This is a genomic window from Mycobacterium sp. NPDC003449 (assembly GCF_053588415.1).
The window spans coordinates 1-20,261 of the sequence record NZ_JBSFPX010000141.1; the positions used below are offsets into that span (position 1 = coordinate 1).

Below are 20,261 nucleotides of genomic sequence, written 5' to 3' on the forward strand. Positions count from 1 at the left end.
TACACACCGCCACACCACCACCCCCCCGAGGCTGTTGCTGCCCACCACTTTCACCGTGGCCACCCCGTCGTCGACGGCCGTGACCTCACCGCGGAAGGTGACGGTGTCGTAGGCATACCACGGCACCCCGAGGCGCAGCCCGATGGATTTGATCCGGGCCGACGGACCGGCCCAGTCGGTGAGGTAACGCTGCACCAGCCCGGTGTCGGTGAGGATGTTGACGAAGATGTCCTTGGATCCCTTGGCCTGTGCCTTGTCCCGGTCGTGGTGCACGTCCTGGTAGTCGCGGGTGGCGATGGCCGTGGACACGATGAACGTCGGGTCACCGTAGACGGCGAGCTCGGGCAGCTTGGTGCCGACCGCCAATGCGGGTGCGCTCACGGGGCCGGCTCCCATGCGTAGAGCGTCCAGGCCGGGCTGACCTCGCTGTCCGGAAAGTCGATATAGGTTGCGCGCACGGGCATTCCGATCTTTACCTGGTCGGGGTCGACATCGCGCAGCTCACCGAGCATCCGTACCCCCTCTTCGAGCTCGACGAGTGCGATGACGAACGGCAGGGTGCGGCCGGGAACCTTGGGCGCGTGGTGCACGACGTAGCTGAAGACGCTGCCGTTGCCTGAGGAGACGACGTAATCCGTTGGTAGGTCTTTGTCCTGCCACACCGCAGGCACCGGCGGATGCTGCAACGTGCCGTCGGGACGACGCTGGATCCGCAACTCGTGTGCGTTGACCCCGTCCCAGAAGAACTTGGTGTCCTTCGACGACGCCGGACGCATCAGCTTGTCGGGATCGAGGTCTTCGGGCAGCTCAACGGCATCCGCGACGGGCCGCTTGGCCGCAGGCAGGAATTTCATGATGCGCCAGTCCATATCGGCGACTTCCTCGTCGCCGACGTGCCAACGGATCTTCTGATTGATGAAGTAGCCCTCACCGAGCGCGGTCTGCTTGGGCCCGACCACATCGGTGATCTCGGCCGTCATGACGACCTGCTCACCCGGCCGAAGATAGCGATGATACCTCTGGTCACAATTGGTGGCGACCACGCCGACATACCCGGCATCGTCGAACAATTTCATGGCCCGCGCCAGCGGATCGTCGTCGGAGCGGGTCCGCCCCAGGCCCATCATGGTCCACACCTGGATCATCGCGGGTGGCGCGACGACGCCCGGATGGCCCGCGGCTTTGGCCGCCTCTTCGTCGACGTAGATCGGGTTACTGTCCCCGATGGCATCGGTCCAGTGGTGAATCATCGGCTCGTTCACCGGATCCCGGCCCACCGTCGGCTCACCTCGGCCCGACGCGATGATCTCGTCGATACCGGACTGCAGGTCAGTCATGTGTGCCCTCCACGTCGAAAGTGAAGTTGTTCCCCATATTTCCGCGAATCTTCGCCAACAACTTCACACTCGGCGCCTCCCACGCACTCCTCATCTGGGAACCCTCGGGACTTTCAGACCTGACGCGGCGATCATCTCCCGCATCACCTCGTTGACCCCACCGCCGAAGGTGATGACCAGGTTGCGCTTGGTCATCTTGTCGAGCCAGTCGAGTAGTTCGGCGGTCTCCGGATCGGCCGGGTTGCCGTAGCGGCCCACCAGCTCCTCGGCCAGCCGACCGACCTCCTGAATACGTTCGGTGGAAAAGACTTTCGTCGCCGCCGCATCGGCGACGGCGATCGTCTCACCGGACGCCGCGACCTGCCAGTTGAGCAGCTCGTTGATCCGCCAGATGGCCTTGATCTGGCCGAGCAGGTGTCGGGCGTCATCGTGATCGATGGGTGTCACGCCGTCCGAGCCGGGCTTGGACGCCCAGGTGTGGACCTCGTCGTAGATTCCCGCCACCCGGCCGGCCGGCCCGAGCCCGACCCGCTCGTGGTTGAGCTGGGTGGTGATGAGCTTCCAGCCACCGTTCTCCTCGCCGACCAACATATCCGCAGGGACCCGGACGTCGTTGTAATAGGAGGCATTGGTGTGATGGGCGCCGTCGGACAGGATGATCGGGGTCCACGAGTACCCGGGATCCTTGGTGTCGACGATCAGGATCGAGATGCCCTTGTGCTTGGCGGCAGTCGGATCGGTGCGGCAGGCCAGCCAGATGTAATCGGCGTCGTGCGCGCCGGTGGTCCACATCTTCTGCCCGTTGACGACGAACTCGTCACCATGCCGTACCGCGGTGGTCCGCAGCGAGGCCAGGTCGGTGCCCGCGTCGGGTTCGGAGTAGCCGATCGCGAAATGGATGTCACCGGAGAGGATCCCCGGCAGGAACCGCTTCTTCTGCTCCTCGGTGCCGTACACCTGCAGGGTCGGTCCCACGGTCTGCAGGGTGACCAGCGGCAGCGGCACGTCGGCCCGGTTGGCCTCGTTGACGAAGATCTGCTGCTCGATCGGGCCGAAGCCCAGCCCGCCGTACTCCTTGGGCCAGCCCACGCCCAGCTTGCCGTCCGAACCCATCCGCTTGATCACCGCGCGGTAGGCCTCGTTGTGGCGATCGGACGCCATCGCCTCGGCCTCATACGGGGTGATCAGGGTCGAAAAGTATTGTCGCAGCTCGGCTTGCAGTGCCCGCTGCTCGGGCGTCAACTCGATGTACATGGTGTCTCCCGTCGCGTCGCTCGCCCCATCAGGCACCCACCAGGTCGAGCCGATACGACGGCCCGCCCAGCAGCCGGGCCAGATCCTTGATCGACGAGTAGTAGCGGTCCATCGGGTAGGTGATGTCCATCCCCATACCGCCGTGCAGGTGATGGCAGATGCGCATGGCGGGCGGGGCCTGCGAGGTCAGCCAGTAGCCGAGCACGGCCAGATCCTCGTCGGCGTCGAGCCCCTCCGACAGCCGCCACACCACCGAGGTCGACGCCAGATCGATGGTCCTGGAGGCGATGTACACCTCGGACAGTTGGGCCGCCACGGTCTGGAACGTAGACAGTGGCCTGCCGAACTGCTCGCGGGTCGCGACGTAGTCGGCGGTGAGCCGCAGCGCCCCGGCCACCAGCCCGGCCGCGAACGCACCCGTCATGGCCAGCGCGAGCTGATTCACCCGGGTGGCCGTCGCACCGGCCAGCACGGCGTCTGGCTCGGCGTCGGAGAAGGTCACGGCATGCTCGGCGGTGCCGTTGGCCGTCGGGGTCTTGATCACGGTGACCCCGGGGGCGCTGGGCGAGATCACCACCACCGCACCGTCGGCGGTGACCACCAGCCACTGCGCCGTACCGGCATACGGGACACCGATTTTCGTGCCGTTGAGCTTCCCGCCCGAGAACGTGGTGGCCGGCCGGTCCGGCGAAGGCGAGCCGGGCTCGTTGAGTGCCGCCGACAGGACCGCACCCTTGGCCACCCCGGCCAGGTAGCGGTCCTGTTGCTCCGGCGAGGCCAGGTCCAGCAGCGGCACCAGTCCCAGCCCGAGGGTGGCCAGTGCGGCGCCGGTGGTGCCGTGGCGGCCGATCTCGGTGAGCGCGGTGGCCACCTCGAGCAACCCGAGGCCGTCACCCCCCAGCCGGTCCGGTACCGCCAGCGCCGCGACCCCACCGGAAACCAGTGCGTCCCAGCTGTTGTCCCGATCCAGCACCGACGTCACCACATCGGCGACGGCCTGCTGCTCCGGATTCGGACTGAAATCCACCCGACTCCTCCTTGAGTCTCTGCCGGCTCAGTGCGCGACCGGGCACTTACCGGCGCCCGTGTAGTCGACCTGCCAATGCTTGATGCCGTTGAGCCAGCCCGATTTCAGCCGCTCGGGCTCACCGATCGGTTTGAGATCGGGCATGTGGTCGGCAACGGCGTTGAAGATCAGGTTGATGGTCATCCGGGCCAGGTTGGCTCCGATGCAGTAGTGCGCCCCGGTGCCGCCGAAGCCGACATGCGGGTTGGGGTTGCGCAGAATGTCAAAGCTGTGCGGATTCTCGAACACCTCGTCGTCGAAGTTGGCCGAACGGTAGGACATCACCACCCGCTGACCCTTCTTGATCTGCACGCCGCCCAGTTCGACGTCTTCGAGCGCCGTGCGCTGGAAGGCCGACACCGGCGTCGCCCAGCGCACGATCTCATCGGCCGCGGTCCCCGGACGGTCCTTCTTGTACAGCTCCCACTGCTCGGGGTGCTGGGCGAAGGCGATCATGCCGTGGGTGATCGAGTTGCGGGTGGTCTCGTTGCCCGCCACCGAGAGCATCACCACGAAGAAGCCGAACTCGTCGTCGGAGAGCTTCTCACCGTCGATATCGGCCTCGATCAGCTGCGTGACGATGTCGTCGGTCGGGTTGTTGGCCCGCTCCTGCGCCATGTTCATGGCGTAGGTGATGAGCTCGAACGAGGACATCGCCGGGTCGACGTCGGCGTACTCGGGGTCCTCACCGGCGGTCATCTCGTTGGACCAGCGGAACAGCTTGTCGCGGTCATCCTGGGGCACGCCGAGCAGGCCGGCGATGGCCTGCAGCGGCAGCTCACACGACACCTGCTCGACGAAGTCGCCGGAACTCGCGGCCGCGGCGTTCTCGGCGATCTTCTGGGCCCGCTCGGCCAGCTCGGCCTCCAGGCGGCCGATCGCCCGCGGGGTGAAACCCCGCGAGATGATCTTGCGCAGCCGGGTGTGCTGGGGAGCGTCCATGTTGAGCAACACGGCCTTCTGCACGTCGACCGCCTCGCGGGTCATCTCCTGCGGCCAGACCGGGATGGCCCCGTCCGGCGAGCTGCCGAAGATGTCGTTGCGTTTGGACACCTCCTTAACGTCGGCGTGCTTGGTGACCAACCAGTAGCCTTTGTCACCGAAGCCGCCCGTTCCACCGGGTACGTCGACCCAGTGAACCGGCTCGGACCGGCGCAGTTCGGCGAGTTCCTCGACCGGGAGACGTTCCAGGTTGAGCGTCGCGTCGAGTGGATCGAAGTCGGGCGAAATGGGGCAGGGCATAGGGTCCGCTCCTAGGAATGCAACGTGTTCTAGTGCCAGTAAAACATGCCTTCACCGCAGATAAAAGGCACGGGGGCATCGCCGCTTGTCAGAGTAATGAAACGTGTTCTAGCCTGACGATATGGGTAATCCTGTGATCGTCGAAGCCACCCGCAGCCCCATCGGCAAGCGCAACGGCTGGCTCTCCGGCCTGCACGCCACCGAACTGCTCGGCGCGGTGCAGAAGGCCGTGGTCGAGAAGGCCGGCATCGACGCGGGTGCCGTCGAACAGCTCATCGGCGGCTGCGTCACGCAGTACGGCGAGCAGTCCAACAACATCACCCGGGTCGGCTGGCTGACCGCGGGCCTGCCCGAGCATGTCGGTGCGACCACCATCGACTGCCAGTGCGGCAGCGCCCAGCAGGCCAACCATCTGGTCGCGGGCCTGATCGCCACGGGAGCGATCGATATCGGCATCGCCTGCGGTATCGAGGCGATGAGCCGCGTCGGGCTCGGGGCCAATGCGGGACCGGACCGGGGCCTGATCCGGGCGTCGTCGTGGGACATCGACATGCCCAACCAGTTCGAGGCCGCCGAGCGGATCGCCAAACGGCGCGGTATCACCCGCGCCGACATCGATGCGCTGGGCCTGGCCTCGCAGGCCAAGGCCAAGCAGGCCTGGGCCGAGGGCCGGTTCGACCGGGAGATCTCGCCGATCTCGGCGCCGGTGCTCGACGAGAACAAGCAGCCGACGTCGGAATGGGCGCCGGTGACCCGTGACCAGGGTCTGCGCGATACCACCGCCGAGGGGTTGGCGTCGCTGAAACCGGTCATGGAGGGCGGGATCCACACCGCGGGCACGTCGTCACAGATCTCCGACGGCGCGGCCGCGGTGTTGTGGATGGACGAGGATGTGGCCAAGGGGCTCGGATTGCGGCCGCGCGCCCGGATCGTCGCGCAGGCCAACGTCGGTGCCGAGACCTTCTACCACCTCGACGGGCCGGTGCAGTCCACCGCGAAGGTGCTGGAGAAGGCCGGGATGAAGCTCGGCGATATCGACCTCGTCGAGATCAATGAGGCCTTCGCCTCGGTGGTGCTGTCCTGGGCGCAGGTGCACGATGCCGATATGGACAAGGTGAACGTCAACGGCGGCGCGATCGCCCTCGGCCACCCGGTGGGCTCCACCGGCGCCCGGTTGATCACCACGGCCCTGCACGAACTGGAGCGCACCGGGAAGAGCACCGCGCTGATCACGATGTGCGCGGGCGGTGCGCTGTCGACCGGCACGATCATCGAGCGGATCCAGTGACCGAGTCGACGTCAGCACCCGGGCCGGTCTCCGAGACCGAGCGCATCGCGGCGGCGCAGGCCTACATCGATGCGTTGGCAAGCCATGACGCCGCGAAGGTGCCGTTCGCGCCGAACTGCACCCGCACCGAAATCGGCCTCAAGACCGGATTTTCCGGTAAGCAGATGCGCCGCGACCTGAACCGCGGCCCGCAATACCGGGTGATCAAGTCGATCTCGACGCCGGAGTTCACCGTTTCCGGCGATGAGATCCGGGCCCGGTTCGAACTGCTGACCAAACCCTCACTGGCCGGACGGCGCATCGGTGCCCGCATCGACGAGACGTTCGTCATCCCGGAATCCGATGGCCAGATCCATCGGATCACGGCCGCCATCCGCCCGTTCATCGGCCGTTAGGGTTCCCGCATGGCCGACACCCCCCGCCCGCTGAGCCCCAAACAGGTCGAGCGCCTCAACGCGAAATCGACTGGTACCGCCATCAAATGGATGTCGCGCGCCCAGACCTGGCTGTTCAAGAAGACCAACGGGCGTTTCGGTGACAAGTTCCTGCGCGGCTCCAAGGTGGGCATTCTGACCACCATCGGGCGTAAGTCGGGCGAAGAGCGGGACAGCCCGCTGCTGTACCTGCAGGAGGGCAGGCGCATCGTCCTGGTCGCCTCACAGGGCGGCCGGGCCACCAACCCGATGTGGTACCTGAACCTGGTGGCCAACCCGGCCGTGAGATTTCAGACCAAACACGAGACCCTGACCCTCACGGCACGCGAAGCCACCGACTCCGAACGTGACGAGTACTGGCCCAAGCTCGACGCGATGTACGCCGACTTCGAGAATTACCGGTCCTACACCGACCGCAAGATCCCGATCGTCATCTGCGATCCGGCCTGACCTCGCGAGCCTTTCCCGGCGAGCAGACGCAAACCTGCCTATTTCGCACGGAAATCGGGCAGTTTCGCGTCTGCTCGCGAGGGAAAATCAGGCGCCGTAGACCGGGACGGCGGGTCGCGCCTTGGCCAGCAGATCGTTGACGACGGGGCCCAGCTCGGCCGGATCCCACTTGGCGCCCTTGTCGATCTCCGGGCCGTGGGCCCACCCTTCGGCCACCCGGATCTTGCCGCCCTCAACCTCGAACACCTTGCCGGTCACGTCCTTTGACTCAACGCTGCCCAGCCACACAACCAGCGGCGAAATGTTCTCGGGCGCCATCGAGTCGAACGCGGCATCCTGGGTCGCCATCATGTCCGCGAACACCGTCTCGGTCATCCGGGTCCGCGCCGACGGGGCGATCGCGTTGACCCGCACACCGTAACGCCCCATCTCGGCCGAGGCCACCAAGGTCAGTGCCGCGATACCCGCTTTGGACGCACTGTAATTCGCCTGCCCCACGCTGCCCTGCAGCCCGGCGCCGGAGCTGGTGTTGATGATGCGGGCGTCCACCGGACTGCCCGCCTTGGACTGTGCCCGCCAGTAGGCCGCGGCGTGCTTCATGGTGGCGAAGTGGCCTTTGAGGTGCACCGCGGTGACGGCGTCGAACTCCTCCTCAGAGGTGTTGGCGAACATCCGGTCGCGCACGATGCCGGCGTTGTTGACCAGGACGTCGAGCCCGCCAAAACTGTCGACGGCGGTCTGGATCAACGCCTCGGCCTGCCCCCAGTCCGCGACATTGGACCCGTTGGCGACGGCTTCGCCTCCGGCAGCGACGATTTCATCGACGACACCCTGGGCGGCGCTGCCCCCACCGGCCGGGGATCCGTCGAGTCCGACGCCGATATCGTTGACCACCACGCGCGCCCCCTCGGCGGCGAATGCCAACGCGTGCGCGCGGCCGATGCCGCCGCCCGATCCCGTCACGATGACCACGCGGCCGTCGAGCAAACCCATTGTGTTGTCTCCTTCTATTTGATGTCGGCAGTCGTCGACGACAGGTAGTGCGGCGGCTCGCCGCCGCCATGCACCTCGAGCAAGGCGCCACTGATGTAGGACGCCGCGTCGGACGCCAGAAATGCTGTGGCCCAGCCGATATCGGCGGGTTTGGCGAGCCTGCCCAGCGGCACGTTCTTCGATATCGCCGCGATCGAATCGGCATCTCCGTAGAACAGTTCGGACTGCTCGGTCTCCACCATGCCGACGACGACAGAGTTGACCCGCACCTTGGGCGCCCACTCCACGGCCAGCGTGGTGGTGAGGTTGTCGATGCCGGCCTTGGCGGCGCCGTAGGCCGCGGTGCCCGGTGTGGGCCGGTGCCCGCTGACGCTGGAGATGTTGACGATCACCCCGCCGCTGTCCTGTGTCTGCATCACCGTGTTGGCGTGGTTGGCGACCGACAGCGGGCCGAGCAGGTTGAGCTCGATGATCTTGGTGCTGAACCTCGCCGAGGCCTCGGCGGCAGGCACGTACGGCGAGCCGCCCGCATTGTTGACCACGACATCCAGCCGGCCGTGTTTGGCGACGACGGCCTCGATCATGGCGGCCACCGAAGCGTCGTCGCGGACATCGCAGCCGTGGAAGTCGTAGGGCAGCCCGTCCACCGGGCGTCGCGCACACGTCACCACGGTGGCGCCCTGACCGGCGAAGACGGCGCTGATACCGGCACCGACCCCGCGCACCCCACCGGTGATCAGGACCACCCGGTCGGTCAGTTGCAGATCGATTCCAGCCCCGTCAGTCACTGTGCTAGCGTACCAAGCAAGTGCTTGCTTAGGTAGCGACCCCTTCATGAAGTGGATTGATGACGATCACCACCAAGACAGTCGAACCGGGCATCGTCTCGGTCACCGTCAACTACCCGCCGGTCAACGCCATCCCGTCGGCCGGCTGGTTCGAGCTGGCCGACGCCATCACCGCGGCGGGCCGCGACCCGCAGACCCATGTCGTGATCCTGCGGGCAGAGGGCCGCGGCTTCAACGCCGGCGTGGACATCAAGGAAATGCAGAACACCACCGGCTTCACCGCCCTCATCGACGCCAACCGCGGCTGCTTCGCGGCCTTCAAGGCGGTCTACGAGTGTGAGGTGCCGGTCGTCGCCGCGGTCAACGGATTCTGCGTCGGTGGCGGGATCGGCCTGGTCGGCAATTCCGATGTGATCGTGGCCTCCGATGACGCGACATTCGGTCTACCCGAGGTGGAGCGCGGAGCGCTCGGGGCGGCCACCCACCTGTCCCGGCTGGTGCCGCAGCACATGATGCGCCGGTTGTTCTTCACCGCGGCCACCGTCGACGCGCAGACCCTGCACCAGTTCGGCTCGGTGCACGAAGTGGTGGGACGCGATGGCCTCGACGAGGCCGCGCTGCGGGTGGCCCGCGACATCGCAGCCAAGGACACCCGGGTGATCCGGGCCGCGAAAGAGGCGCTCAACCTCATCGACGTCCAGAAGGTCAACTCCAGTTACCGCATGGAGCAGGGCTTCACTTTCGAGCTGAACCTGTCCGGAGTGTCCGACGAGCACCGCGACGCGTTCGCCGGGACCGAGAAGGGATCCTCCAAATGACAGATAAAAGGACATCTCTCGACGAGGCCGTCTCGTCGATCGAGAGCGGCATGACCATCGGCATCGGCGGCTGGGGTTCGCGGCGTAAGCCGATGGCCTTCGTGCGCGCACTGCTGCGCACCGACGTCAAAGACCTGACCGTCGTCGCCTACGGCGGACCCGACGTCGGCCTGCTGTGCTCGGCGGGCAAGGTCAAGCGGGTCTACTACGGCTTCGTCTCGCTGGACTCGCCGCCGTTCTACGATCCGTGGTTCGCCAAGGCCCGCACCACCGGTGCGATCGAGGCCCGCGAGATGGACGAGGGCATGCTGCGCTGCGGCCTGCAGGCCGCAGCCCAACGGTTGCCGTTCCTGCCGATCCGTGCCGGCCTGGGCAGCGACGTACGCAACTTCTGGGGCGACGAACTCAAGACCGTGCTCTCCCCCTACCCGACCGGGAATGGCTACGAGGAGCTCATCGCGATGCCCGCGTTGAATCTCGATGCGGCCTTCGTCCATCTGAATCTCGGTGACGCCCAGGGTAATGCCGCCTACACCGGGATCGACCCGTACTTCGACGACCTGTTCCTGATGTCCGCCGAGAAGCGGTTCCTTTCCGTCGAACGTGTCGTACCGACTGAAGAGCTGGTGAAAGCCGTCCCGCCGCAGGCGCTGCTGATCAACCGGATGATGGTCGACACCGTGGTCGAGGCGCCGGGCGGCTCACACTTCACCACCAACGAACCAGACTATCGCCGCGACGAGAAGTTCCAGCGTTTTTATGCCGAAGCCGCGGCCTCGGAAGACAGCTGGGCCGAGTTCGTCAAGACGTATCTGTCCGGCAGTGAAGCCGATTATCAAGCGGCAGTTCGTAAATTCAAGGAGGCTCAGGCATGACCGTCGAGGCAACCCGGGCCGAGGTGTGCGCCGTCGCCTGCGCCGAACTGTTCCGCGACGCGGGAGAGATCATGGTCAGCCCGATGACGACCATCGTGTCGGTCGGCGCCCGGCTGGCCCGGCTGACCTTCTCCCCCGACATCCTGCTCACCGACGGTGAGGCCCGGCTGATCGCCGACACCCCGGCGATCGGTGCCCCCGCCACCATCGAGGGTTGGATGCCGTTCGGCAGGGTCTTCGAGACCCTGGCCTGGGGCCGGCGCCATGTGGTGATGGGCGCCAACCAGATCGACCGCTACGGCAACCAGAACCTGTCGGCGTTCGGACCGCTGCAACACCCGACCCGGCAGATGTTCGGGGTGCGCGGTGCGCCCGGCAACGCCATCAACCACGCGACCAGCTACTGGGTGGGCAACCACTCCAAGCGGGTGTTCGGCGAATCCGTCGACGTGGTGTCCGGGATCGGCTGGGACAAGGTCGATGCCGACAATCCCGCCTTCCGGTTCGTCAACGTCTACCGCGTGGTGAGCAACCTCGGGGTGTTCGACTTCAACGGGCCCGACCACCAGATGCGCGCGGTGTCCCTGCACCCGGGTATCGAGGCGCAGCAAGTGGCCGACAACACGACCTTCGAGGTGCACGGCCTGGACTCGGCCGAGACCACGCGGCTGCCTTCGGCCGACGAGCTGACGCTGTTGCGGGAGACCATCGACCCGAAATCGCTGCGGGACAAAGAAGTCAAGGCATGAGTCAGCTCCGGACGCCGCTGACCGAACTGGTCGGCATCGAACATCCCGTGGTGCAGACCGGGATGGGCTGGGTGGCGGGCGCGCGCCTGGTCGCGGCGACCTCCAACGCGGGCGGTCTGGGCATCCTGGCCTCGGCCACCATGACGCTGCCGGAGCTGCAGACCGCGGTCACCAAGGTCAAGGCCGCCACCGATAAACCGTTCGGCATCAACATCCGTGCCGACGCCGGCGACGCGGGAGAACGCGTCGCCCTCCTGATCAGCGAAGGAGTCAAAGTCGCCTCCTTCGCCCTGGCTCCCAAACCCGATCTGATCGCCAAGCTCAAAGATGCGGGTGTGGTGGTGATTCCGTCGGTCGGCCTGGCCAAGCACGCCAAGAAGGTGGCCGGCTGGGGTGCCGATGCGGTGATCGTGCAGGGCGGGGAGGGCGGTGGCCACACCGGCCCGATCGCCACCACCCTGCTGCTGCCCTCGGTGCTCGACGCGGTCGCCGACACCGGTATGCCGGTGATCGCCGCGGGTGGGTTCTTCGACGGGCGGGGCCTGGCCGCGGCCCTGTCCTACGGCGCGGCAGGTGTCGCGATGGGCACCCGCTTCCTGCTCACCTCGGATTCCACCGTGCCCGACGCGGTGAAGCAGCGCTATCTGCAGGCCGCGTTGGACGGCACCGTGGTGTCCACCCGGGTCGACGGTATGCCGCACCGCGTGCTGCGCACCGGCCTGGTCGAAAAACTCGAAAGCGGCTCCCCGGTACGGGGTTTCGCGGCCGCGGTCGGCAATGCGCAGAAGTTCAAGAAGCTCTCGGGCATGACCTGGAAATCGATAGTCAAGGACGGCATGGCCATGCGGCACGGCAAGGATCTCACCTGGTCGCAGGTGGTGATGGCGGCCAACACCCCGATGCTGCTGAAAGCCGGGCTGGTGGAAGGCAACACCGAGGCCGGTGTGCTGGCCTCGGGCCAGGTGGCCGGCATCATCGAGGATCTGCCGTCGTGCTCCGAGCTGGTCCCGGCAATCGTGGCGGAGGCCGTCGAACACCTGCGGACCGCCACCTCCTTCGTGGTCGACTGACTGGCACAGTGGGGGCATGGACGCCCGCCAACTGCTGCACGACGTCAACAGCAGGCACCCCTGGAGCCATAACGACCACTTCCACGGCTGGATCCTGCGCAATCTGCCGGTGCAGCGCCGTCGCGCGGTCGATGTCGGCTGCGGCCGAGGCGGTCTGGTCTCGCGGCTGGCCAGGCACTTCGCCCACGTGCACGGCACGGACCAGGATGCGGCCATGCGGACCGCGGCCACGCGGCTTTGCACCGGTCTCACCAACGTCACCATCGACGACGCGCACCTTGGCGATCTGAACGGTCCAGTCGATCTGGTCACGATGGTCGCGGTGCTCCATCACCTCGACGTCGAAACCGCACTGGCCGAGGTCACCCGGCTGCTGGCCCCTGGCGGACGGTTCCTGGCCGTCGGGCTGGCGGCCCGCCGAACGGTCCGCGACAGCGCATGGGATCTCGCGTCGGCGCTGACCAACCCGGTGATCGGGATGATCAAACATCCACGCCCGGTGTCCGGGGGACCTCAGCCGCCGCCCTTTCCGGTCCGCGACCCCGAGCTCGGATTCGACGAGCTGCGGGTCCTGGTCGAGCGGATCATGCCGGGCGCGCGGATGCGGCGTCGGCTGGCGTTTCGCCACACCATCGCCTGGACGAAACCGCTTGCGCCCATTGCGTGAGCAGACGCAAACCTGCCCAATCTTGCCCAGACCTAGGCAGGTTTGCGTCTGCTCGCGAGGGTTAGGACAGCGTGCTCACCAAGCTGGACAGATCGGCGACGCTGTCCAGAATGTGGGTCGCACCCGCCGCGGACAGTTGGTCCGCGCCGTGTGCGCCGGTCAGTACGCCGACCACGGCACGGGCACCGGACCGCACACCGCTGACGACGTCGGACGAGGTGTCCCCGACGACGACCATCGAACGCACCGAATCGGTTTCGGTGCGCATCAGCGCGGTCAGCGGCATATCCGGATACGGCCGGCCCCGCACTCCCGGTCCGGGGCACAGCACCACGTCCGCGAGATCCTGCCAGCCGAGGGCGTCGATGATCGCCGACTGCGTCTCCGCACCGAACCCGGTGGTCAACGCCGTCTTGATGTCACGTGAGCGCAGATCGCCGATGAGCTCCCCGGCACCGGGGATCGGGCTGCAGTTGCCGTCGGCGACCAACTGCGCGTAGCACCGTTCGAACTCCTTGTTCGCATCCTGCGCCTGCTGTTCGTTGCCCTTGGCGAGATGGCGGAAGACGACGATCTTCGACTGGCCCATGGTGTCGGAGACATAGCGCAGCATCTCCTCCCGGTCGGCGTCGGTCTTCGAGAGGCCCGCGTGACTGTCGGCGGCCAGGAATGACTGCTGTACCAGCCCGCTGTCCTCCACGGTGGTTCCCGCCATGTCGAACACGACCAGGCTGATCTGCTCATTGGTGTTGGTACTCATTGGATTACGCCTTTCACTGTGGTGGATGTTCTCAGTACGTGATGCAGGCCGACCGCAGGTCGGTGTAGAAGTTCCAGACGTCCGGCGAGCACTCCGGCGCACCGAGCTGGGATGCTTTCGTGCCCATGTGCGGCAGGTGTGCGTAGGCGCCGACACCGGGGCGGTTGACGTGCAGCATGCCGGCCTCGAAATCATTGAGTGCCTGGAAGATCAGGGTGGGATTCTGGGTGAAGATCGTCCCCGACATCCCGTAGCGAACGGAGTTGGCGATCCGCATCGCCTCGTCGTATCCGTCGCAGGTGATGACCGACAGCACCGGCCCGAATACCTCCTCCTGGGCGATCTCGCTGTCCCACGCGACATTGGTCAGTATCGTCGGCTCGACAAAGTATCCTGGCGTGTCCAGTACGGCGGCCTTGCCACCACAGGCGATTTCGGCACCACCCTGGACCGCGCACGCGACGGCCTCCAGGCAGGCCTGCTGCCGGTCCTCGTTGATCACCGGACCGATGTCGGCCCACTGCTGGTCACCGCGGCCGATCCGCATCTTCTGAACTCGAGGCAACAGCCGCGACAGCAGCGCCTGCTCCACCTTGCGGTCGACGATCACTCGGCTGGTGGCGCTGCACCGCTGCCCGCTCTGGGAGAAGGTGCCGTGCACGATCGCGTCGACGGCCTCATCCAGGTCCGCGTCGGCGAGGACGATCAAGGCGTTCTTGCCACCGAGTTCCAACTGGGTACGCATCAAACGGCCCGATCCCGCCCGGTTGATCGCCAAGCCGACCGGCAGCGAACCGGTGAACGAGATGCCTGCGACACGGGGATCGTCGACCAACGCCTCGCCCGCCGCACGGTCGCCCTGGACGAGGTTCAGCACCCCGGCAGGCACACCGGCGTCGGCGAAAGCCTGCACCAGCAGGGCCGAGGTCAGCGGGGTCAGCGGAGACGGTTTGAGCACCGCGCCGCAGCCGGCCAGCAAGGCGGGTGCGACCTTCCACATCGGGACGGCCAGCGGGAAGTTCCACGGCGTGATGAGACCTACGACTCCGAGTGGGCGATGGAAGGTCATGGCGATGGTGCGCGGTTCCTCGGCCGGCGTGGTGACGCCGTTCATCCGCCGTGCCTCACCGATGGTGAAGTCCAGAATCGCCAGTGCCCGTTTCACCTCGCCGTGAGATTCCGACAACCGCTTCCCCTGTTCGCGGGTGATCACCGCCGCGAATTCGTCGGCGCGGTCCTCGATGATCCGGCGCGCCTTGGCGAGTACCACCCCTCTCGCAACCGGACCGAGGGTGTCCCAGGCCGGCTGCGAGGCCTTCGCCGCGTCGACCGCGGCCGTGACGTCCGCGGCGATCGACTCGGTGAAGTTGCCGATGGTGTCGTCGGTGTTCGCCGGATTGAGGTTGGCCCGTACCTGTCCGCTACGGCTGGGTTGCCAGGACCCGTCGATGTAGTTGAGTAGCTGCTCCGGGGTCATCAGCGGCTCCTCACCGCATCCCGACGGCGACGCGAGGGGCGGCGCCATTGCGGGCAGCGGCGACCGCACCATCGATATCGCGCAGCGGGTATGGCTCGGAGACCAGATCGGAGAACAGCTGCCGCACTTCGGTACGGGCCAGGAAACCGACGGCCTCGGCCAGGTCGTCCAGCCGGTAGTTGTGGCTACCGACCAGAGTGGTCAGGTTCTTGACGTATCCACTCGGCTCGAAGCTGACCTCCGGGGCCGGCGACACCGAGCCCACCAGCGCGATCCTGCCGCCCAGATCGACGACGTCGAGCGCGCTGTCTACCGCCCGGCTGCTTCCGGACAGTTCGAAGACGACATCGGCACCATATTCGTTTGCGGCACTGGTCAACTCGTCGGGCGGGACGGCCAGCGTGGCTCCGAACCGGCCGGCCGCGTCGCGGCGCTGCTCGTCGATGTCGCAGGCGATCACATGCTCGACTCCGCGATCACGGGCGTATGCGACCGCGGTCAGGCCGAGCATGCCGCAACCCAGGACGATCACGACATCTTCGGCGGCCAGGCCGACGCGTCGAGCCGCGCAGACCACCGTTGCGGTGGCGCAGTTCGCCGGTGCGGCCACGGCCGCGGGCAGGTCGTCGGGCACCCGGACGAGTCCGGTTCCCGCCATCAGATGGCAGTGGGTGGCCAGGCCGCCGTTGAGTCGCCAGTGGTCATCGATCGCCTCGTGGCCGTATTTGCGCACAGACAAGCACTTCTGCGGAATCCCGCGCCGACAGCGCCGGCAGGCGCCGCAGGAGGTTCCGATCGTCCAGGTGATCCGGTCACCCGGCGTGAGCAGTTCGCCGTCGTGGCCCCGCACGGGTCCACCGGTGGCGGCGACGGTGCCAACGGCTTCGTGCCCGAGGACGGTCGGAAGGGGCGTGGGCCGATCGCCGTTGATGGTGTGCAGATCGCTACCGCAGATGGTGGCCAACTCGACGGTGGTGAGCACCTCACCGGCCAGCAGGTTCGGCATGGGTTGCGGCCGCAGCGAGAACCCCTCGTCGACGCCGGACCACACCGCCGCGGTGGCTTGGTTCTCCGGGGCGGTGACGCGATCGCCGCAGGCACTGTTCACGGTGGTTTGCATTGTTACTCCAGATGGTTCGGGATCAGCGGCGGATGGTGAGTGCGACCAGGGCGCTGGCCACACACGAGCACGCGACGATCGGGAAGATCAGCGAGGTGTTGCCGGTGTCGTCCATGATGTGTCCGACCATCGGCTCGGCGGCCCCGGCAAACAGGTACGAGAAGAAGTTCACCACACCGGTCGCCGTTCCCGCCATCTGCTTTCCGGCGATGTCCGGGCAGAGCGCCCAGAAGGAGGATTGCGGGCCGTAGACGAAGAAGCCGGTCAGGAACAGCACGACGATACCTGCGGCCGTGCCCAGATGAGCCAGGTACATCGTGATCGCGAAGACCGCGCCTAGCAGCATGAACAGGATGATCGGACGGTCACGTCGGGACCCGAAGATCCGGTCGGACAGTTGCCCGTTGACGAGCGCACCGACCGCCATACCGATCGGCAGTGCCACCGAGATCCACACCGGGCTGATCGAGCCGCCGCCCTTCTCCCAGTCCCGGCCCAGGAAATACACCGGCACCCAGATCAGCAGGCCGTAGCGGGCGGCGTTCTGGAAGCCGATCGCAATGCCGGTGGACCAGATCTTCGGGTTGCTCAGCACGGCCTTGTACCGCTCCAGGGAGCGTCCCGAGTCCGCTTCTGCCACAGACTGTTCCACATGCTCTTCGTCGCGGGTGTAGGACGCCGGCGGCGTGATCCCCGCCTGCTTCGGATTCTCCCGAGCGATCAGATAGAAGGAAATGCCACCGATAAGCATGAGCAGCACGGGGATTCGGAAGATCCACTGCCAGTCCAGCTGGAGCGTGTCCACCACGATGGTGGAGCTGATGAACGCCAGCACCGATGCCATCCCGGCCGCGAAGGTGTAGAAGCCGAAGCTCTTACCGCGTTCGTGGGGTCCCCACCAGTTGGAGATGACCCGCCCGCCGGACGGCCAACCCATGGCCTGGGTGAAACCGTTCGCTCCCCAGAACACGGCCAGCGACTTCGTGCCCACCGAGAAGCTGGTGCACCAGTTCAGGATCGTCGAGAGCACGGCGCCCAGCGCCATCAGGCGGCGGCCACCGAACTTGTCGGCCAGATTGCCGTTGATCATCTGGCCCGCCGCGTAGCACCACAGCATGGTGCCGCTGATGGCGCCCAGGGTGGTTTTGCTCAGTCCGAGATCCTCTTCGATACCGGGAATGGCGAACCCGAACGTCTGGCGTCCGGTGTAGAAGAACAGGTAGCAGAACATCGCCGCAAGCAGCATGCGCCACTTCAACCGCGAGAACCGCGCCTCTGACACTGCCGCCGGATCCAAGGCCCCCGTGTGCTTTTCAAACGTGTTGGACATCTACTTCCACCAATCTGGTCGGCTACACCGCAGACGCGGCTTGGGTCTGGTGCTGGGAAACGAGGGTGGTAGCCACCCAGAATGCGTCGTAGTTGTGGATGTACGCCGGCTGGCCGTAGGGCACGTCGAGCGCTTCGGGGCGTGGCAGACGACGGTTGATGACGAACGGAATCTGCAGTTCGCCGAGTGCACCGTGGGAGCGAAGCGGAGCATCGAGACCACTGAGGTCGTGCCATTCGGCGTAGCGCCCCAATGCGGTATCCGCATCGGCGAGCAACACGACGTCCCCGATCCGGTCGGCCGGCAGGCGGTAGCGGCGGGCAGCTTCCTCGCGGTCGTGAACCGCCTGAACACCGTCGATAGTCCGTAACTTCGCCATCAACGACTCTCGGTCGGCCCCTGCCGGAAGATGCACGCTGGCAAACGATCCAAGCGCCCCGTGGTGCACGGTGTACGGGTCGGTGATCGGCAGGATGACCCTGGCACCGTCGACGCCCGCGCTCTCGCACGCGTCCTCGACGTAGACGACCTTGGGCCTGCCGGCCTGATCGGACTTGGCGCTCATGCCGTGATCGGCGGTGAGCACGACGATCGCGCCCAGCGCGTCCAATTGCGCGGCGTAGGAGTCGATCATCGCGTAGAACGCGTTGGCCGTCCGGGTGCCCGGGGCGTGCTTGTGCTGGATGTAATCGGTCAGCGACAGGTACATCAGGTCGACCGGGCGCGACTTGGCGATCGCCAGCCCCGCGGCCAGTACGAACTCGGACAGGTCCGCCGAGTAGACCTCGGGCAGGGGCCTGCCGGTCAGGTCGAGGACATCGTCGATGCCGTGGTCGGCCATGGTGGCCTGATCGGCTTTTTCCGCCGAGAAGCAGATACCCGTGCGCCTGGGAGCGATGAAGTCGGTACCGCCGTCTAGGCCGGGGCCCGCCTCGACCAGCCCCGCACCCAGCAACCTGCGCAGCTTGTCCTTGGCGGTGACCACCACGACGTCGAGGCCGGCTTCGTTGGCGGCGGCGAAGACGGTGGGCGCGCGCAGGAAGCGCGTGTCGTTCATCAGCACTTCTGTGCCGGTGGTGGTGTCGAAGATGTAGTTGCCGCTGATGCCGTGCACGTCCGGGGGATGCCCGGTGGCGATGGACACGTTGTTGGGGTTGGTCAGCGCGGGCAGCGCACAATGCGCCGGCCAGCAACTGCCGTCACCGTCGAGCACCCGGCTCAGCCACGGCATCCGGCCGGCCTTGACGGCCTCCTGGTGATAGTCGGGTTCACTGCCGTCGATGCAGATCACCACCACCGGCGCGGACGGCATGGTGTACGTCCGGTCGTTGACGCTGAATGACTGGGAATCCACTGGGGCGCTCCTGTTGCGTTCTCGCGAGAATGAGATCGCCCGTAACAGTGCACGTGATCGGCGCCACACAGAACCCCCGATCTGGCTATGGGAGCCATAACCGTGGGGAGCAGGAATCAGCTAGGCCAGGCGGAAATACCGTCGACGAGCCTCACGAACGCCTGCTCGGGGGGTGTCAGCACCCGGTCGGCCCGACGGAGCAGGTAGACGGTCCGGCTGGGTGGCGGTGGTTCGACCGAGAGCGCGACGAGTACACCCGAGGATCGCTCGCGGGCGGTCGAGTGATCGGACAACAGCGCGAGCCCGAGGCCGGCGTGCACCGCTTCCTTGAGGGTGTCCGGGCCCCACAGATCCCACTGCTCGGCGGTGTCCAGCCCCCACAACCGCAGCGCGGCCTCCTGCTGACGCCGGGTCGCCGACCCCATCTCACGCATGAGAAAGCGTTGACTGGCAAGGTCTTCGGCCCGCAGGGACTGGCGGGCCAGCGAGGTGCCCGCGGCCGCCACCAGCACCATCTCCTCTTCGAAGAGCGGATGGGCGAGCAGTTGCTCCTCGCGCGGGGTTTCGGCGCACAAACCCAGCGCCACCTCGCCGCGAAGCACCCAGTTCTCCACGGTGTCCTCGTTGCCCACCCGGATCTGACACTCGACTTTCGGTGCCTGTTCGGCGAATTCGGCCACCAACCGGGGCAGCAGGTAGGTGCCCAGTGTGGTCGTCCCCGCCACCACCAACCGGCCCGCTTCAAGTCCCTGCAACCCTGCCACCTGGCGCTCCAGGCTGGTCAGCAGCTGGAATACCTCGCGCGCATGATCGACCGCGATATCGCCGGCCGGGGTGGTCCTGGCACCCTGGGTGCTGCGCTGAACGAGCTGCACGCCCAGCGAGCTCTCGAGGTTGCGGATGTGGTTGGACACCGAGGGCTGACTCATGAAGAGCTGCTTGGCCGCCCCGGAAAAGCCACCGGACTCGACGACAGCGACCAGCACCTCGAGCTGCGTCAGGCTCACCACCATGGTCGCCCACACTATCTGCCCACTGTCGGCGCGGCACCGAAGCGGCCGAGCAGACGCAAAACATCCCGTTTTCAGGGAAAACGGGTTGTTGCGAAATTGCGTGGGGGTCGGTGCGGGTGGATCTCGGTCAGTGGTGGGTGGCCCGGCCTGGGGTTGGGTTAGCCTGCGACTGGGGC

21 protein-coding genes are annotated in these 20,261 nt (G+C 66.6%); 8 read left to right on the forward strand and 13 right to left on the reverse strand.

Annotated features, from left to right (window positions below; translation table 11 throughout):
* From ACWDTP_RS27650 to ACWDTP_RS27670, 5 genes are all read right to left on the reverse strand, one after another.
* A partial coding sequence (locus tag ACWDTP_RS27650; protein ID WP_450025759.1) for a MaoC family dehydratase occupies positions 1-396 on the reverse strand: 396 nt, incomplete at its 3' end.
* Positions 378-1,337, reverse strand: coding sequence for a bifunctional MaoC family dehydratase N-terminal/OB-fold nucleic acid binding domain-containing protein (locus ACWDTP_RS27655; RefSeq protein ID WP_450025761.1), 960 nt, complete (start codon positions 1,335-1,337; stop codon positions 378-380). The genes ACWDTP_RS27650 and ACWDTP_RS27655, both read right to left, overlap by 19 nt.
* Positions 1,338-1,427: 90 nt before the next feature.
* Complete coding sequence (gene fadE29, locus ACWDTP_RS27660) at positions 1,428-2,591, reverse strand: acyl-CoA dehydrogenase FadE29 (RefSeq protein WP_450025763.1); 1,164 nt, start codon at positions 2,589-2,591, stop codon at positions 1,428-1,430.
* A gap of 28 nt (positions 2,592-2,619) precedes the next feature.
* Positions 2,620-3,618, reverse strand: a complete 999-nt coding sequence (locus ACWDTP_RS27665) for an acyl-CoA dehydrogenase family protein (protein ID WP_450025765.1) — start codon at positions 3,616-3,618, stop codon at positions 2,620-2,622.
* Between the two features lie 27 nt (positions 3,619-3,645).
* Positions 3,646-4,899, reverse strand: a complete 1,254-nt coding sequence (locus ACWDTP_RS27670; RefSeq protein ID WP_450025767.1) for a cytochrome P450 — start codon at positions 4,897-4,899, stop codon at positions 3,646-3,648.
* A 121-nt stretch (positions 4,900-5,020) separates the two neighbouring features.
* Between ACWDTP_RS27670 and ACWDTP_RS27675 the strand changes: the two genes are divergently transcribed.
* From ACWDTP_RS27675 to ACWDTP_RS27685, 3 genes are read left to right on the forward strand one after another with little or no spacing between them, the layout of a single operon-like run.
* On the forward strand, positions 5,021-6,187 hold the full coding sequence (locus ACWDTP_RS27675; RefSeq protein ID WP_450025769.1) for a steroid 3-ketoacyl-CoA thiolase: 1,167 nt from the start codon (positions 5,021-5,023) through the stop codon (positions 6,185-6,187).
* Positions 6,184-6,582: a hypothetical protein gene (locus tag ACWDTP_RS27680; protein ID WP_450025771.1), complete on the forward strand. Its 399-nt coding sequence runs from the start codon at positions 6,184-6,186 to the stop codon at positions 6,580-6,582. The genes ACWDTP_RS27675 and ACWDTP_RS27680 overlap by 4 nt, the downstream gene beginning before the upstream one ends.
* Positions 6,583-6,591: 9 nt before the next feature.
* Positions 6,592-7,071, forward strand: coding sequence for a nitroreductase family deazaflavin-dependent oxidoreductase (locus ACWDTP_RS27685; RefSeq protein WP_450025773.1), 480 nt, complete (start codon positions 6,592-6,594; stop codon positions 7,069-7,071).
* An 87-nt stretch (positions 7,072-7,158) separates the two neighbouring features.
* Here ACWDTP_RS27685 and ACWDTP_RS27690 read toward each other — a convergent pair whose 3' ends face one another.
* Together ACWDTP_RS27690 and ACWDTP_RS27695 are read right to left on the reverse strand one after the other, a co-directional pair.
* A complete protein-coding gene (locus tag ACWDTP_RS27690) occupies positions 7,159-8,064 on the reverse strand; it encodes an SDR family oxidoreductase (protein ID WP_450025775.1) in 906 nt (301 codons plus the stop codon).
* A gap of 14 nt (positions 8,065-8,078) precedes the next feature.
* Entirely contained in the window at positions 8,079-8,852 is a 774-nt protein-coding gene (locus tag ACWDTP_RS27695; protein WP_450025777.1) for an SDR family oxidoreductase, read from the reverse strand.
* A gap of 59 nt (positions 8,853-8,911) precedes the next feature.
* On the opposite strand from ACWDTP_RS27695, the gene echA20 reads away from it, so the two are divergent.
* The 5 genes from echA20 to ACWDTP_RS27720 are packed head-to-tail and all read left to right on the forward strand — an operon-like array spanning position 8,912 to position 13,031.
* Positions 8,912-9,670 carry a (7aS)-7a-methyl-1,5-dioxo-2,3,5,6,7,7a-hexahydro-1H-indene-carboxyl-CoA hydrolase gene (gene echA20 / locus ACWDTP_RS27700; RefSeq protein WP_450025779.1) on the forward strand — a complete coding sequence of 253 codons (759 nt, stop codon included), beginning with the start codon at positions 8,912-8,914 and terminating at the stop codon, positions 9,668-9,670.
* Positions 9,667-10,545: a cholesterol ring-cleaving hydrolase subunit IpdA gene (gene ipdA, locus ACWDTP_RS27705; protein ID WP_450025781.1), complete on the forward strand. Its 879-nt coding sequence runs from the start codon at positions 9,667-9,669 to the stop codon at positions 10,543-10,545. Before echA20 ends, ipdA begins: the two co-directional genes overlap by 4 nt.
* Entirely contained in the window at positions 10,542-11,294 is a 753-nt protein-coding gene (gene ipdB / locus ACWDTP_RS27710) for a cholesterol ring-cleaving hydrolase subunit IpdB (RefSeq protein ID WP_450025783.1), read from the forward strand. The genes ipdA and ipdB overlap by 4 nt, the downstream gene beginning before the upstream one ends.
* Complete coding sequence (ipdC, locus tag ACWDTP_RS27715; RefSeq protein WP_450025785.1) at positions 11,291-12,364, forward strand: (3aS,4S,5R,7aS)-5-hydroxy-7a-methyl-1-oxo-octahydro-1H-indene-4-carboxyl-CoA dehydrogenase; 1,074 nt, start codon at positions 11,291-11,293, stop codon at positions 12,362-12,364. Before ipdB ends, ipdC begins: the two co-directional genes overlap by 4 nt.
* Positions 12,365-12,380: 16 nt before the next feature.
* Positions 12,381-13,031, forward strand: coding sequence for a class I SAM-dependent methyltransferase (locus ACWDTP_RS27720; RefSeq protein ID WP_450025787.1), 651 nt, complete (start codon positions 12,381-12,383; stop codon positions 13,029-13,031).
* Between the two features lie 61 nt (positions 13,032-13,092).
* Here the strand turns inward: ACWDTP_RS27720 and ACWDTP_RS27725 are convergent, their stop codons facing one another.
* The 6 genes from ACWDTP_RS27725 to ACWDTP_RS27750 all read right to left on the reverse strand — a co-directional run bounded on the left by ACWDTP_RS27725 (position 13,093) and on the right by ACWDTP_RS27750 (position 20,085).
* Entirely contained in the window at positions 13,093-13,791 is a 699-nt protein-coding gene (locus ACWDTP_RS27725) for a phosphonatase-like hydrolase (protein ID WP_450025789.1), read from the reverse strand.
* 31 nt (positions 13,792-13,822) lie between these two features.
* Positions 13,823-15,268 (reverse strand): aldehyde dehydrogenase family protein, encoded by a 1,446-nt coding sequence (locus ACWDTP_RS27730; RefSeq protein WP_450025791.1) that lies wholly within the window; start codon positions 15,266-15,268, stop codon positions 13,823-13,825.
* Positions 15,269-15,278: 10 nt separating this feature from the next.
* Positions 15,279-16,388, reverse strand: coding sequence for a zinc-binding dehydrogenase (locus ACWDTP_RS27735; protein WP_450025793.1), 1,110 nt, complete (start codon positions 16,386-16,388; stop codon positions 15,279-15,281).
* 22 nt (positions 16,389-16,410) lie between these two features.
* The gene (locus tag ACWDTP_RS27740) at positions 16,411-17,718 is read right to left on the reverse strand and encodes an MFS transporter (protein ID WP_450025795.1); all 1,308 of its coding nucleotides are present in this window, start codon (positions 17,716-17,718) and stop codon (positions 16,411-16,413) included.
* A 22-nt stretch (positions 17,719-17,740) separates the two neighbouring features.
* Complete coding sequence (gene phnA, locus ACWDTP_RS27745; RefSeq protein ID WP_450025797.1) at positions 17,741-19,072, reverse strand: phosphonoacetate hydrolase; 1,332 nt, start codon at positions 19,070-19,072, stop codon at positions 17,741-17,743.
* 116 nt (positions 19,073-19,188) lie between these two features.
* Entirely contained in the window at positions 19,189-20,085 is an 897-nt protein-coding gene (locus ACWDTP_RS27750; protein WP_450025799.1) for a LysR substrate-binding domain-containing protein, read from the reverse strand.
* Positions 20,086-20,261: the final 176 nt, after the last annotated feature.

Excerpts from the sequence above, each read along its gene's own strand:
- ACWDTP_RS27655 (WP_450025761.1), bottom strand. The coding sequence starts at position 1,337 with ATGACTGACCTGCAGTCCGGTATCGACGAGATCATCGCGTCGGGCCGA.
- fadE29 (WP_450025763.1), bottom strand. The coding sequence starts at position 2,591 with ATGTACATCGAGTTGACGCCCGAGCAGCGGGCACTGCAAGCCGAGCTG.
- ACWDTP_RS27670 (WP_450025767.1), bottom strand. The coding sequence starts at position 4,899 with ATGCCCTGCCCCATTTCGCCCGACTTCGATCCACTCGACGCGACGCTC.
- ACWDTP_RS27675 (WP_450025769.1), top strand. The coding sequence starts at position 5,021 with ATGGGTAATCCTGTGATCGTCGAAGCCACCCGCAGCCCCATCGGCAAG.
- ACWDTP_RS27685 (WP_450025773.1), top strand. The coding sequence starts at position 6,592 with ATGGCCGACACCCCCCGCCCGCTGAGCCCCAAACAGGTCGAGCGCCTC.
- ACWDTP_RS27690 (WP_450025775.1), bottom strand. The coding sequence starts at position 8,064 with ATGGGTTTGCTCGACGGCCGCGTGGTCATCGTGACGGGATCGGGCGGC.
- echA20 (WP_450025779.1), top strand. The coding sequence starts at position 8,912 with ATGACGATCACCACCAAGACAGTCGAACCGGGCATCGTCTCGGTCACC.
- ipdA (WP_450025781.1), top strand. The coding sequence starts at position 9,667 with ATGACAGATAAAAGGACATCTCTCGACGAGGCCGTCTCGTCGATCGAG.
- ipdB (WP_450025783.1), top strand. The coding sequence starts at position 10,542 with ATGACCGTCGAGGCAACCCGGGCCGAGGTGTGCGCCGTCGCCTGCGCC.
- ipdC (WP_450025785.1), top strand. The coding sequence starts at position 11,291 with ATGAGTCAGCTCCGGACGCCGCTGACCGAACTGGTCGGCATCGAACAT.
- ACWDTP_RS27720 (WP_450025787.1), top strand. The coding sequence starts at position 12,381 with ATGGACGCCCGCCAACTGCTGCACGACGTCAACAGCAGGCACCCCTGG.
- ACWDTP_RS27725 (WP_450025789.1), bottom strand. The coding sequence starts at position 13,791 with ATGAGTACCAACACCAATGAGCAGATCAGCCTGGTCGTGTTCGACATG.
- ACWDTP_RS27730 (WP_450025791.1), bottom strand. The coding sequence starts at position 15,268 with ATGACCCCGGAGCAGCTACTCAACTACATCGACGGGTCCTGGCAACCC.
- ACWDTP_RS27735 (WP_450025793.1), bottom strand. The coding sequence starts at position 16,388 with ATGCAAACCACCGTGAACAGTGCCTGCGGCGATCGCGTCACCGCCCCG.
- ACWDTP_RS27740 (WP_450025795.1), bottom strand. The coding sequence starts at position 17,718 with ATGTCCAACACGTTTGAAAAGCACACGGGGGCCTTGGATCCGGCGGCA.
- ACWDTP_RS27750 (WP_450025799.1), bottom strand. The coding sequence starts at position 20,085 with ATGGTGGTGAGCCTGACGCAGCTCGAGGTGCTGGTCGCTGTCGTCGAG.